General features: G+C 64.3%; 11 protein-coding genes. 4 read left to right on the top strand and 7 right to left on the bottom strand.

Features of this window, described 5'->3' with window-relative positions:
- Nucleotides 1–102: 102 nt before the first annotated feature.
- On the top strand, nt 103–849 hold the full coding sequence (locus HNQ39_RS00530) for an aldo-keto reductase family protein (RefSeq protein WP_184191851.1): 747 nt from the start codon (nt 103–105) through the stop codon (nt 847–849).
- Between the two features lie 135 nt (nt 850–984).
- Here HNQ39_RS00530 and HNQ39_RS30455 read toward each other — a convergent pair whose 3' ends face one another.
- From HNQ39_RS30455 to HNQ39_RS00505, 5 genes are read right to left on the bottom strand one after another with little or no spacing between them, the layout of a single operon-like run.
- Nucleotides 985–1,752, bottom strand: a complete 768-nt coding sequence (locus HNQ39_RS30455) for a YcxB family protein (RefSeq protein ID WP_184191849.1) — start codon at nt 1,750–1,752, stop codon at nt 985–987.
- 27 nt (nt 1,753–1,779) lie between these two features.
- A complete protein-coding gene (locus HNQ39_RS00520) occupies nt 1,780–4,161 on the bottom strand; it encodes a prolyl oligopeptidase family serine peptidase (protein ID WP_221289722.1) in 2,382 nt (793 codons plus the stop codon).
- A 20-nt stretch (nt 4,162–4,181) separates the two neighbouring features.
- On the bottom strand, nt 4,182–5,558 hold the full coding sequence (locus HNQ39_RS00515; RefSeq protein ID WP_184191847.1) for a nitrogen regulation protein NR(II): 1,377 nt from the start codon (nt 5,556–5,558) through the stop codon (nt 4,182–4,184).
- Between the two features lie 4 nt (nt 5,559–5,562).
- Complete coding sequence (locus HNQ39_RS00510) at nt 5,563–6,477, bottom strand: dihydrodipicolinate synthase family protein (protein ID WP_184191845.1); 915 nt, start codon at nt 6,475–6,477, stop codon at nt 5,563–5,565.
- 50 nt (nt 6,478–6,527) lie between these two features.
- Complete coding sequence (locus tag HNQ39_RS00505; RefSeq protein WP_184191843.1) at nt 6,528–7,802, bottom strand: MFS transporter; 1,275 nt, start codon at nt 7,800–7,802, stop codon at nt 6,528–6,530.
- A 42-nt stretch (nt 7,803–7,844) separates the two neighbouring features.
- On the opposite strand from HNQ39_RS00505, the gene HNQ39_RS00500 reads away from it, so the two are divergent.
- A complete protein-coding gene (locus HNQ39_RS00500) occupies nt 7,845–8,678 on the top strand; it encodes a GntR family transcriptional regulator (protein ID WP_184191841.1) in 834 nt (277 codons plus the stop codon).
- 49 nt (nt 8,679–8,727) lie between these two features.
- On the opposite strand, the gene HNQ39_RS00495 is transcribed toward HNQ39_RS00500, so the two are convergent.
- Nucleotides 8,728–9,819 (bottom strand): C1 family peptidase, encoded by a 1,092-nt coding sequence (locus HNQ39_RS00495; protein WP_184191839.1) that lies wholly within the window; start codon nt 9,817–9,819, stop codon nt 8,728–8,730.
- A 96-nt stretch (nt 9,820–9,915) separates the two neighbouring features.
- On the opposite strand from HNQ39_RS00495, the gene HNQ39_RS00490 reads away from it, so the two are divergent.
- Complete coding sequence (locus HNQ39_RS00490) at nt 9,916–10,752, top strand: SDR family NAD(P)-dependent oxidoreductase (protein ID WP_184191837.1); 837 nt, start codon at nt 9,916–9,918, stop codon at nt 10,750–10,752.
- Complete coding sequence (locus HNQ39_RS00485) at nt 10,749–12,197, top strand: AMP-binding protein (RefSeq protein ID WP_184191835.1); 1,449 nt, start codon at nt 10,749–10,751, stop codon at nt 12,195–12,197. Before HNQ39_RS00490 ends, HNQ39_RS00485 begins: the two co-directional genes overlap by 4 nt.
- Here the strand turns inward: HNQ39_RS00485 and rnd are convergent.
- Nucleotides 12,189–13,367 carry a ribonuclease D gene (rnd, locus tag HNQ39_RS00480; protein ID WP_184191833.1) on the bottom strand — a complete coding sequence of 393 codons (1,179 nt, stop codon included), beginning with the start codon at nt 13,365–13,367 and terminating at the stop codon, nt 12,189–12,191. The genes HNQ39_RS00485 and rnd overlap by 9 nt on opposite strands.
- Nucleotides 13,368–13,458 lie beyond the last annotated feature (91 nt).

Below are 13,458 nucleotides of genomic sequence, written 5' to 3'. Positions count from 1 at the left end.
GGCGATGTGGTCGCTCGGGACTGGTCAGAGGCCCTTACTATTTGCAACTAAACTACTGAGGCGATAGTTCTTGTGCAACGACCAAGGAGGTACAATCGCGCTATGACGCATCGGCTGATCCTTGGGGGGCACTCGTTTATCGCGCAGCTGGGCTCCGATCCCGCGCCGGACGAGAGGACACAGGACGCGATTGTCGCGGCGTGCCTGGATGCGGGCATCACGACCTTTGACACGACCTACCTGCCGGAGCGGGTCGCGCTGGGTAAGTCTCTCAAGCGCCTGGGCCGCCGCGCTGAGGCGCAGCTGATCGCCTGGAACTTCTTCACTGACTTCGGCCCCGATGATTCCGTGGGCGGCCACGCGCCCTACCAGCCGCACCACCTCGCGCAAATGCTGACGGAGCTCCAGAGCGAGCACATCGAGCACCTGGTTGTCCATCCGGTGAGCGACCCCGCGGCGCAGGCGGCACAAGAGGCACTGGCAGTCTCCTGGCAGCAAGCGGGCCATGTCGGCCGACTGGGGACCTGGATGCCGCCGCTCGACTCACCCCAAGCCAGCCCCTACGCCTTTGCGGTCGCACCGTGCAATGTGACCTGCGCCGCCGATGCCGCGCCGCGCTTTGCCGCCTACAAAGCCCTCGGCTGGGAGACCCTTGCCACGTCGCCGTTTGTGCGCGGCTGGGAGCTAGACAAGCAGGCCCAGCAGCAGGAAAAAGACAAGGCCACCCTCGCCGACGAGCTGCTGCGCTTCTCGGCGTTCTTCCCGAATGTCGATAGGCTCATCGTCGCCATGCGACGCCCGGAGTGGGTGGCGATCAACTGCGCCAGCGTGGCGCGTGGCGGGCGTTAGAGGCGGGCATTAGAAAATACCCGCCTCGGATTTTGGGAGCGTCCCGTGGACGCGCAGAGACGTTGTGTTTGTGCGCCCACGGGGCGCTCCCTCTCTTGTGCCGGGGATTTCCCATCCCCGCACCATCCACAAAAACTAGCGGGACTTAAGGGGAGCAAACTCGGGCCAGCGGGTGCCGTTGCTCTTCCAGAGGGCCTCGATCATGGCCCGGCACTTCTCCGCGTCGCCGTCGTTGAACGCCTCGCGGGGGATCCAGCAGCCCGCGTTGACCAGCTCGATCATGAGGTCACCATCCTGCACAAAGACGCGGCGGATGGCGCTCCAGGGGAACATATTGGTCTTCTCGGGGAGCCGGTCCACGATCCCCTCCGCGCGGATCTCGGTGGTGACCGGACGTGTGCTCGTGGGCGTGGGGCAGCGGGCAAGGATCGCGAGCCAGGTCATGGCGAGGATAAAACCGCCCACAGCGGCGGCGGAAAAAAGAATGGTGAGCGGCAAGACACTGAGCGCGATCACGCTTCCTTGCTTCTGCCAGAGAGCGGCAGTGAGCGGGAACGTGACCGTCACCACAAAAGTGATAAGAAGCTTTCTCATAAAGTGGGCGTGCTTGAGAGCGGCGAGCTCCCCGCGCCAAAGAGTGGCGCGGGTATTGACATACGAGATCGCAATTCCCGCTTCAGTGCTCTCTGGTGTGGCCGCAAGCGGGGCAGGCGGCGGGTTCTTCCGCTTGAGAACCTGCACGGTGACCAGACCAATGATCCCAATGAGTGTCACCACAAGTCGGTAGATAGCGACATTGCGAGCATGCTCTGCATCAATGGCCTGACCGCGCTGAAGATTGGTCACCACGATCATGACGAAGAACCCAGTCTCCCAGTTTGTCCAGTTTGTCGAGTTTTTCACGGTTGGGGGTACTCCTTAGCCGGCATTTTACCGGCTACGAGGCTCCACTCCCAGTAAGTTCTTGACAAAAAAGTCCATGCGGCGGCGCTTGCCGTAGGGACTCTCGCCGGCACCGTGGTTGGCGCCGGGGAAGACAATCAGCTCGTAGTCCTTGTTGGCCTTAATCAGCGCATCGGCGACCTGCATCGTGCTGGCGGGATCGACATTGCTGTCCACCTCGCCGACCGTTAAGAGCAGCTTGCCCGTGAGCTGGTGGGCGTTGACCACGTTGGAGCTCTCTTCGTAGGACTTATCGACCGGGTAGCTCATCCACTGCTCGTTCCACCAGACCTTATCCATGCGATTGTCGTGGCAGCCGCAGTCGGCGACCGCGGCCTTGTAGAAATCCCCGTGCCAGAGCAGCGCGGCCAGCGCGTTTTGCCCGCCCGCGCTCCCGCCGTACACCCCGACTCGCGTGAGATCGAGCGACGGGTACTTCTGGGCGAGCGCCTTCATCCACAGGATACGATCGGGGAAGCCGGCGTCCTTGAGGTTCTTGAAGCAGACATCGTGGAACGCCTTGCTCCGCCCGTCGGTGCCCATGCCGTCGATCTGGACCACCAGGAAGCCCAGCTCGGCGAGCTGCTGGGGGTTGCCGTAGTTACTGCTCCACTGCTTCGGAACAAAGAAGCCCTGCGGCCCGGCGTAGATCTGCTCAATCACAGGGTATTTTTTCGCCGGGTCGAAGTTCGTGGGGCGCCAGAGCACGCCGTAGATATCCGTCGTGCCGTCGCGGCCCTTCGCCACAAAGCGCTCGGGCTGCTTCCAGCCAGTGGCTAGGAGCGCCGACGCATCGCCCTTCTCCAGAGTCGCGAGCTTCTTGCCGTCGGCGGTGCTACGCAGCTCCGTGACCGTCGGCAGATCGACGCGGGAGTAGCTATCGAGGTAGCGCGTCCCATCGGGGGAGAGGGCGATCCGATGCGTGCCGTCGCCGTCGGTGAGGGGCGTGAGCGCTCCGGTGGCGACCGAGACCCGAGCGAAGTGGACATGGTAGGGGTCCTCGCCGGGCGTGCGTCCCGCGATACGGAGTAGCAGCTCGCCCTTGTCTTCGTCGAAGCTCTCCACGCCGCGGACGGTCCACTCGCCCTTGGTGAGCTGGCGCTTCACCTGCCCGCTGGTCGCATCGTGGACAAAGAGATGGTTCCAGCCGTCGCGCTCGCTCATCCAGACAATCTCATTGGACTTGGGTAGGTAGCGCGCCCAGAACTTGCCGGAGTAGTGGATGAAAGTCTTGGTCGTGTCCTCAAAGAGCGTCTTGGGAGTCCCGCTGGCCGCATCGACACTCACGACCCGCATCACCTGGTGGCCGCGCTGGTTGTAGGCAAAGAAGAAGCGCGACGAGTCCGCGGCCCAGGTGACACCCGCGCCCCAGCCGGAGTCCCCGAGCGCGGGCAGGCTCCACGGGTTGGGAAAGAGCGACTCACTCAGCGCAATCGCTTTCTTATTGACCACATCAAAGAGCACGGGGCGTGGGTGCTCGATCTTATCGCCGGGCTTGAGATAGTCCAGGGTGACGAGCTTGGGCTGGGTCTGGTCCCGGGGCGACGACGACACAATATAGACCTTGTGCTCCTGCGCAGCCTCGGTGCGGAAGGCGACCAGCTTGGTGCTATCGGGGGACCAGAAAAAGCCCGTGCCGTCGTAGGAGTCCTTGGGCTTGCCATCACTACTCAGCGCGACCGCCTCGCCGCCCGCCGTGGGGCGCACCCAGAGGTTATCCCCCTTTAGAAACGCGACCCACTTGCCGTCGGGGGATGCGCCGGGATTTCCCCGCTGCCCCTCGCGACGAGTCGGGGCGGCGCGCTTGCCATCCACGACGACCGTGCCGCCGAGCGCGGGCGCGGTGGCATAGCCCAGCACCTTGCCGCTCGCATCGCGCACCTCCCAGGCATGGCCGCCAAACGTGCTCTGGCTGTACTTCTTCCCGGGAGCTACTTTCCCGTAGGGCGTCCGGTCGCTGCCACTCACCCAGAACAGCGTAATCTCGCTGCTGGTCTGGTTGTCAAACACCAGATCGACCCGCTCACCCGCCTCGCCGGGCTGCGGTCGTGCGGTGAGGCGCTGGACAGTCTCGGTGCCGAGCTTGCCGCCCAGTGCCGCCTTGAGCGCCGCCTCGGTGGGGAAGCGCGAGAGCTTGCCGTCGGCCCCGACCAGCACCCACTCAAAGGCATTGGTGCCCGTCTCCACCCGGTACCAGAGCCGCCCACTGTCGAGCCAGTTGGGAGACACGCTCGCCCGGAAGACCTTCCCCCGCGACAGCTCACCCAGCTTCGCCGCCCGCTCGTAGTCCGCCTTTGTCCCCTGTGCCTGTGCCATCCCAATCCCTCCCAAGACGATGGCGCTCAGCGCCAGTGCAACCATTCCTCGCATTATGTTCCCTCTCTAAAAGCCTACGCGACCCAAGTCGATCGCAGCCCAACCACAACCCACTCTGCTCCGAACTTGCGGAGCCGAAGATCAAACCCTTCCGCATTGAGCATCCCGTAGTAGCGATTCAGGCTGATCTTTGCCTCGGTATGTGCCGCGTTCCAGAGAATCCAGTCCTTAATTTTCTTCCGAGGAAGCTTTTTCCCCGCAAAGTCGTATTCTGGAAGATGAAAATGATAGGCTGCTGTGCCTTCACCGATACAGGATGTCAAGGGCGTTTTCGTCGCTACATAGGGCAGAGCAAAGAGCCGCCCATTCAAGCCGAAAAACTCCAACGGGCGCATGCCTTTGGGAGTCTCAATGACGCAGGGCCAGGCATTGTAGCTTCTAAAGGCGTACAGGGCCTCAAAGCTCGCCACGATGATCTTCTCCTCATCGGTGACCGGCGGCCGTGGCGCGGCGAGAGGGTTTCTATCTTCGCTATCGGTGAGGCCGTCGCCATCGGAATCGGGGTTGTTGGGATCGGTGCCAAGGCGCTTCTCCATGAGCTCCGTGAGGCCATCGTGGTCGCTGTCTTGGGTGAGCGCCTCGTTGCCCACAAAGCGAGCGTACCAGTCAAGCGGATAGCGGATCGGAGGCGGATTGGGCTCTTTGCGTGTGGGGCCCTTCCAGGGAGTTAGCGTCTCGCCGGTGAAGCGCAGGTCGCTCCAGTGCGCTCCGTCCCAGCGTGCCACCCAGAGATCGTCGCCATGGCCCAGCTCCCCGTTTGTGAGCAGAGCCCAATCTTTCTCCAAGGCGATCACCTCCGTTAAAATTCTACTATGCCGGCTCTCCTCTTTCGAGAGCACGCGTGGGGCGAGGCGCTCCAGCTGTAGACGCTCAACAAAGCTACCGGAGACCCGGCGCTGGCGCTCTTGGTTTCGCACGGCTAGAATTGTCGGCACCATTGCGGCGCCGCCCGTCCGTCCCAGGTTCAGGAACGCCAAGCGGCGCAGCTCGGGGGGCGCGTTCGGGTTTGCCAGTGCCGCCTTGAGAAAGGCAAGGACAGCGGGCTGGCGCGAGTCGGCGAGTTCTCTGTCCCAGCGCACGTTCTCCAGAAACCCCGGCTGCAAGAGGAGCTCTTGGTACTCCATGAGCTGCCCCGGTCTTCGCACACGGTCCAACAGCTCGATCGCCTGTGAGAGAGCACGCTGCGGCTCATCGGTTCTGTAGAGTGCCAGGTACTGTTTGAGGAGGGGGAGGAGCTCGGTGTGGGTCACCGAGCCAAGGCGGACGAGGGTTGTGATCTCCGCTTGGCTCAGTGTTCCCAGGTTGGCAAGGAGCTGGCGTGCTTGTGCGTGTCGCTCTTCCTGGAAAGCGCAGGTGCTCAGTACGAGTGCGGGAGGAAGAGGCGGCAGCATGAGCTTAGAGGGTGGGGCGCTCCGCGATTCCCTTGTGGATCAAGGCGAGGATCTCGTCGCGCTCCGTGCCCGCCAGAGTCAGGCGCGGCGCGCGCACCCACTCGCTCCCGAGCCCCACTTCTTGGAGCACCAGCTTGATCTTCTGAACAAAGTGCGGCCCGATATCCAGGGTCATCAGGGGCAGGAACCAGCGCCAGAGCTCGCGTGCCTTGTCCCACTCACCGGCCATCATCAGCTCCCACATCCGTGCATTCTCTTTGGGGAAGGCCAGCCCGACTCCCGCGATCCAGCCGGTCGCGCCCATCAGCACGCACTCGGGGATGAGCGTATCGACCCCGCCGTAGAGGGCGTAGCGGTCCCCGCAGGCGTTGTAGAGCTCGGTGATGCGGGTGGTATCGGCCGACGACTCTTTAATCGCGACCAGGGTCTCGACATCGGCGAGCTCGGCAAACATCTTGGGGGTGATATCGACTCCATAGCCGACCGGGTTGTTGTAGACAATGATCGGGAGCTTGCTGGCGGCTGCGACCGTCCTAAAGTGCGCCATGGTCTCGCGGGGATCGGACTTGTAGACCATCGCGGGGAGGACCATGACGCCATCGGCCCCGAGCGCCTCCATGTCCTGGACATACTGGCACGCCGCCGCCGTGCTCATCTCCGCGACCCCGGAGAGCACGGGGATACGCCCTGCGGCCACTTCCTTGGCGTGCTTCACCACCGCGCGTTTTTCGTCGGGGAGCAGGGTCTGGTTCTCCCCGAGCGAGCCACACAGGATCAGGCCATGGATGCCCGAGTCGATCAGCACCTCAAGATGGTGTGCTTGTGCGGCCCAGTCGATACTCTGGTCGGCGTGCATCTGGGTGGTGACGGCGGGGAAGACTCCGCGCCAAGAGATAGGGGAGATAGGTTGGTTTGCCATAGTGGTTCGATTATATTTCACATTGTGTGCAATGTCAATTTTATGATTTTCTACGTGTCTTTGCTGGCGGGCTTGGTGGGCACGAGCAGTGCGCTGATCGCCGAGCCGATCAGCAGCCCTGCCAGCAGGAAGAGCCCGGTCTGGTAGCCGTGGGTGCGGTCCTTGAGCCAGCCCATCGCGTAGGGCCCGGCAAAGCCGCCCAGGTTGCCGATCGAGTTGATCGCCGCGATCCCGCCCGCTGCCGCCGCGCCGCTGAGCAGGCTGGTCGGCATGGCCCAGAACGGCCCCTGAACAATCCCGCGCCCGAACTCCGCAACTGTCAGTGCGGCCAGCGTGACATAGGCATTGGGCGAGAGCGCCGCGCCACTGACTCCAATCGCCGCGAGTGTCGTCCCAAAGGCGACGTATCTCTTGCGCTCGCCCGTCCGGTCCGAGTGCGCCGAGGTCAGTAGCATCGAGATCGCGCCCGCGATTCCCGGGAGCGCGGCCACCAGCGCGATAGTCTGGGAGCTCCAATTCGTCTGGGACTTGTAGATCTGCGGCGCAAAGAAGCTCACCCCATAGCCCGCCGAGACATAGAGAAAGAAGATCAGCGCGAAGTGCAGGAGACGCGGGCTCTTGAAGGCATCGAGAAGCGAGAGGTGCTGGTGGGTCTCCTCCCGCTCCTTGCGCTCTCTCTCCAGCTGCCCCACCAGCCAGCTCTTCTCTTCACCGCTGAGCCACTCCGCTTTTTCGGGGCGGTCGGTCAGGTAGCGCAGGGCCACGGCACCGAGCAGGCACGACGGTAGACCCTCTAGCAGAAAGAGCCACTGCCAGCCCTTCATGCCAAGCAGGCCATCGAGCTTGAGCAGTGCGCCCGAGAGCGGCCCCCCCACAATCCCCACCAGCGCTGAGACCGCGACAAAGCGCGCGACCGCCTGTGCGCGCTGTGCGGTGGGGAACCAGTAGGTCAGGTAGAGAATGATCCCGGGATAGAAGCCCGCCTCCGCGAGGCCCAGCAGAAAGCGCATGCCGTAGAACACCGGCGCGGTCTTGACAAAGAGCATCGCCGCAGAGACCGCGCCCCAGGTCACGAGAATGCGGGCGATCCACTTGCGCGCGCCCACACGCTCTAGGATCAGGTTGCTGGGAACCTCAAAGAGAAAGTAGCCCAGGAAAAACACCCCGGCGCCAAGCCCATAGACCGTGTCGGAGAAGCCGAGGTCGGGCTTCATGCTGAGCGCGGCGACACTGATGTTGGTGCGATCTAGAATATTGAAGGCGTAGAGCAAGGCAATGAAGGGGATCAGTCGCCTCGACACCTTTCGTAGGGTAGCCTCTTGCATGGCTTACTATACCCGTGTCCGGTACAATCGGCTCTGTCTGGTATGTCAACAACTCTCTCACAGTTCATCGCTGCGGATCTGACGCTCCATCCGCCCGCGCCCGACCAGCCCCTCACCCTGGCGGCGCTGGCGGCACGCTACAAGGTCAGCCTCACGCCGGTTCGCCAGGCGGTGCGGGAGCTGATCGCGGCAGGCGTGCTGGGCAAGTCCGCGACCGGTCGCCTGTGCTACCTGGGCAGCCAGCCCGCGCTCGCGCCCACACTGCCCCGGCGGGCCTGGGAGGCCGAGCTGCGCCGCGATGTCCTGCACCGCTCGCTCCTTGGGGACCAGGAGTTCCTCCGGGAAGAGGCCCTCGCCGAGCACTTGGCCATTGGACGCACGGTCCTGCGCCAGGAGCTGCACCGCCTCGCGGGCCAAGGCTTTGTCGAGCATGTCCCGCGCTGTGGCTGGCGTGCACGCACCCTCACTCTTGCTGAAGTCGAGGACTGGCTGCGGATTCGGGAGCGCCTGGAGCTGCTCGCGCTGGAGCTGGCCTGGCCCCACCTGGAGCCCGAGACCCTCACGCAGCTCCGTGACAGCAACGCCGGTGCCCGCCTCGACAACGCCCTCCACGGCTACCTAATCGAGTGTGCCCAGAGCCCTCTGCTGGCGACTCTCTTTACCCAGCACGGGGCGTACTTCACCGCCCTCTTCGACCACGCAGCCCCCGAGACCCGGATGGAGGAGACCATGGCTGCCCAGCACCGCGCGATCCTAGAGGCGCTCCTCGACCGAGACCTCGACCGCGCCACCGCGACCCTCTCCGCCCATATCCGCGCCCAGCGCCGCATTGTCGAGAAGCTGCTGGGCCAGCTCCGCGGAGAGAGCGAACAATAAAAAGCGCCGCGGGGGCAAGCCCCCGCGGCGCTGGAATTTTTACGCAGGTCTAGCGCTGGATGGCGCGGATATTGGCCTTGATGAGCGTGTTGAAGGGGATGCTCTTGAGGAGCTCGGGCTTGATGAAGTAGTGGACACTCTTGGCCTTGATCCACATGGCGCGGCGGCCGATCTTATGCGTCCCGTACTTGATGTACATAAAGCCACGCCCACTGCCGTAGTCGCAGCTCTCGCCCCAGCCGGTTCCCCAGGAGTTCTTGATGATCCAAGCGCCCTTGTTATCGTCCCAGCCCACGATCAAGATCGCGTGGTTGGTGTTGTTGTTGGCAGTATCGACATGGTCGAAGATGCCGCCCGTGTAGGCGATAAAGTTACCATCGGCATAGACACTGGCCTCGACCGGCCCGTGCTCACAGAGCGCCTCTTTGATCTTCTGCACCGACGGAATATCCGCCGCGGCATCCACAAAGCCCCAGGCAAGGGCATCGTAGGGAGTGGCCGTGCTGGCAGGAGTCGAGGTGGTCATGGTGGCGTTGTAGGGGCAGGTCGCCTCCGCGGTCGTGCCATTGGCGACAAGCCAGGCATTGGCAGGAGCGCGATCCCCCCCACTGGTGGTGCCCGCGCCGCTGTAGGAGACCATGAACTGCTCCGAGGCATCGACCGTGACATTGTTGCGGATCAGCCACGACGACTCCAGCGCTCCCATGGCGGAGAACGCCCAGCAGGTGCCCGCCGGGTTCTGGTCCTTAACCGGGCTGACCTTGCCCTGAGTCCGCCAGTCCCAGCGCTTCATATTGGGGTTGGCAGGGATCTGAAACTCGTAGATCTTGCCCCGTAGCGCGGGATTGATCTTCACAGCGCTCTCGCGCTCCAGCCGGTCCAGCTCCAGGACGCGCTTGGAGATAGGCTCCTGCTGGTCGGCGATCTGCTGGATATTGGGCGGGATGATATCGCCGGTGAGCTGCTTGATATCCTTTCCTAAGACACTGGTCTGCCCAATGGTGAAGCTGATTTTCTGCTTCTGAAGGTCGAGCTTGAGGGTATTGAGGTCGGGGATCTTCTGGAGCTGGGCGGAGGCAACAGCAGCAGCGGTGGCCAGGGTCGTTGCTCCCAAAAGACGGACTAAAACGGATTTTTTCATGGTGACATATTCTCCTAAACCGCAGGATACCCAGTCCTGTTTCTGACCAAACCAAACCGAACCTGGTTTTCCTGCAAGTTTAAGGTACTCTGAGCCATGTCGTTTCTGTCGAGTGTCTTGCTCTCGCCGCCGCGCTGTCGGCAGGTAGCGCAGCTGAGAGCGGCGGTGGCGGGAAAGACAGTTCTCATCACGGGGGCCTCGTTTGGGATCGGGGAGGCGACTGCGCTCTTGCTGGCGGAGGCGGGGGCGGAGGTGCTCCTGATCGCCCGGAGCGCGGAGAAGCTTGAGGCCCTCGTCGCGCAGATTCGCGCCCAAGGCGGCAGGGCCACGGCCTACCCTGCGGATCTCTACACGCTCGAGACTCTCCCGGCGCTCCTGGCGACCATCACTTCCCACCACCCCAAGATCGAGCTACTTATCTGCAATGCGGGCAAGTCGATCCGCCGCCGCGCCACGGAGTCGTTCGGCCGGGACGATCTCGCGCGCTCGCTGGCACTGAACCTCACGGGCCCCGCGCAGCTTGTCGCAACCCTGGTGCCGCTGATGCAAGCGCACGGCGGCGGTCAAGTCGTGAGTGTCTCGACCGTTGTGGCACGGCTCCCCGGAGCGCCACGCTGGGGGACCTACCAAGGGAGCAAGGGCGGCTTCGACCTCTGGTTTCGGAGTGTTGCCGGGGAGCTCCGGCCGCAAAAGATCGTGCTCTCGTCGGTCTATCTCCCGCTGGTGCGCACCCGGATGAGCGCCGCCAGTGGCCTCTTCGACCGCGTGCCCGCCCTGACCGCCCACGAGGCCGCGCAGGTGCTCGCCTATGCGATCGTGCGCCGTGCAGACCGAGTCGCTCCCTGGTGGCTCCGCCCCTGCGAGCTCCTGGCAACTCTCTTACCGACCCTGGTTGAGCGCACCCTCACCTGGGGAGACCAGCGCTCCCCATGAGCCTGCTCCGCGCTCTACTCGGGCCTCGTCCTCTCGTAGCGGTGTTCTCATTTTTAGCCGCCTACCTGCGGCACGGCGGCTCGCTCTACACCCTGGTCGCCTGGCGCGCACGCCAGACCCCCGAGGCGCTCGCACTGGTCGAGCCGGAGGGGACACGGACCTTCGCAGAGCTGGAGCAGCAAGCGAGTCGCTGGGCAACACGGCTCGCTCTCCAGAAACCTGGAATTGTTGGGATTCTCTGTCGCAACCACGCGGCCTTTGTCGAGGTTCTCTTGGCCTGCGGGAAGCTGGGCGTGGAGGCAGTCTTGCTCCACACCCACTTTACGGCCGAGCAGCTCACGCGGCGCAAGCTGGATGTCCTGGTCTGTGACCGGGAGTTTGCCGCGCTCGCTGCGGGGCAAAACACGCTCTTTACCGATATGGCACTGCCCCCGCCCCGCGCCACGCCTCCCCGCCGCGGTCGAGCGAGCCTGACGATCCTGACCTCGGGGACCACCGGAGCGGCCAAGCCCGTTCGCCGCCGCCCGACCCTGACCCAGGCCCTGCGCATGGCACGCGCACTGCTGACCCAGCTGACGCTTCGTCCGGGTGAGCCGACGCTTTTAACCCTCCCCTTGCTCCATGGCCATGGCCTGGCAACCCTTGCACTGAGCTTGGTCTTGGGCTCGCCGCTCTATCTGTTTCCACGGGCCACCGCGCGGGACTTTCTCCAGTGTATCGAGGCCCACGCCATCCAAGTGGTCGTGCTGGTTCCGACAATCCTCTACCGTCTCCTGCAAGAGCCCGGCGCGTGGGAGCTCTCGTCGCTGCGGGTGCTGGTCTGTGGCTCCGCGCCACTGGAGGGACGGCTCGCCACGGCGGCACTGGAGCGCTTTGGCCCGACTCTCTTCAACCTCTACGGCTCCAGTGAGGCGGGCGTGATCTCGCTGGCAACCCCGGCGGACCTGCAACTCGCTCCGGAGAGCGTGGGGCGGGTGCTGCCAGGGGTGCGCGTGGAGCTCCTCAATGAGCGCGATGTCCCCGTTGCCGTGGGGGAGTGGGGGCGGGTCTGTGTCGGTGGGGAGCAGGTCGTGGGAGGAAAGCGCTTCGAGACCGGCGACCGGGGGCGCTTCGACACAGAGGGCCGTCTCTACCTGCAAGGCCGCCTCGATGACCTGCTGATCTGCGGCGGGGAGAATGTCTTTCCCCAGACAATCGAAGCGGCGGTCTGCCAGAACCTCCCGAGTGTCCTGGAGTGCGCCGCGGTGGGGGTGCCCGATCCGGAGTTTGGGCAGGCGATCCAGCTCTTTGTGGTGCTAAAACCGGGCTACGAGACCTCCGCCGCTGCCCTGCTCGACCAGCTGAGGCCCCTCTTTCCGCGGGCTGTGCGTCCTCGGAGCGTGACGATTCTAGAGGCGCTTCCTCGGAATCTCTCCGGCAAGCTCCTGCGACGGGAGCTACGCTAGGCTATCGGTGCGGCAGGCGAGGCGCCCCTGCTTGGCGTCCCAGACCACCGAGAGCGTTCCCTCCAGGGTCGCTTTGAGAGCCTCCCCTAAAAGCTCACCGCGCCAGCCCGAGAAGAGTGAGCCGACAATCTCCGGGGTGCGCTGGATGGCGAGCTGACGCAGGGCATCGGCGGGGGCGAGGAGCGAGGGCGGCAGGTCCTCTTCCATCGCACGCACCTTGACCACCGCGGAGAGCAGCTCCAGCAGCGCCGCTCCGTTTTCGTCCAAGGGCGGCGACGACTCCACGACAGGCCACTCCGACTCGGGGACCTCTAGGCCGCGCTGGATCGCCTGCACCAGCTCCTCGGCCTGGCGCGAGCCCACGCCATTGACCGCCCGGAGCTCGAGGACGGCCGCGGCGGTCTTGGGCTTGCGCTTGGCCAGCTCTACCAGCGGCTCGTCCTTGAGGACGGTGCGGCGGGGCTTGTTGCGCCGCCGCGCCTCATCGTCGCGCCAGAGCGCCAGCTCCTGCAGGACCGCCAGGTCCCGGCGGCTGAGCCCCTGCTTGCTCCCCACTTTTTTCCAGAGGTCTTCGATGGGCGTGGTCTCCGCCGCCGCCGTCAGCATCCGCAGGGTGTGCTCCTCCGCCCACGAGACCCGGCCGCGGCGCTGGAGGCGTGTCATCAAGCGGTCGTGGAGGCTATGGAGGTAGCGCACGTCGTCGGCGGCGTAGCTACACATCGAGGCGGTCAGGGGGCGGCGCGACCAGTCCGAGAACCCCTCTTCCTTGGAGAGCCGCACCTTGAGCACCGACTGCACCAGCGCCCCGTAGCCAACTTGCGTGCCGTAGCCCGAGAACGCCGCCGCGATCTGGGTATCGAAGAAGGGCTGGGGCATCTCGCCCAGGAGGCTGGTGAGGATCTCCATGTCCTGTCCGCCCGCATGAAAGATCTTCAGAATCTTCGGGTCGGTGAGGAGGGGAGCGAGGGCACCCAGGCTTCCCAGAGCGGGAATATCCAGCAGAGCGATCGTCCCATCCGCAGTTCCGACCTGGACCAGCTCCAGAACGGGCTCGTAGGTGCGCTCACGGATAAACTCCGTGTCCAGCGCGAGGCGTGGGTCGTCTGCGAGGCGAGAGGTCAGCTCTAAACAGAAAGCGTCCAGCTCTGCTTGGCGGGTGAGAGGCTGCATAGGAACCATTAAACCATCTTTCCCTCCAACCTTCTCCTGGACATTTTCGAATTCTAGGGCAATTTAGGCGTATAATCCCACAACCTCTGGA

Origin of the sequence: Armatimonas rosea, assembly GCF_014202505.1 — a bacterium.
GTDB lineage: Bacteria > Armatimonadota > Armatimonadia > Armatimonadales > Armatimonadaceae > Armatimonas > Armatimonas rosea.
This window is presented reverse-complemented; position numbering and strand designations above follow the sequence as displayed.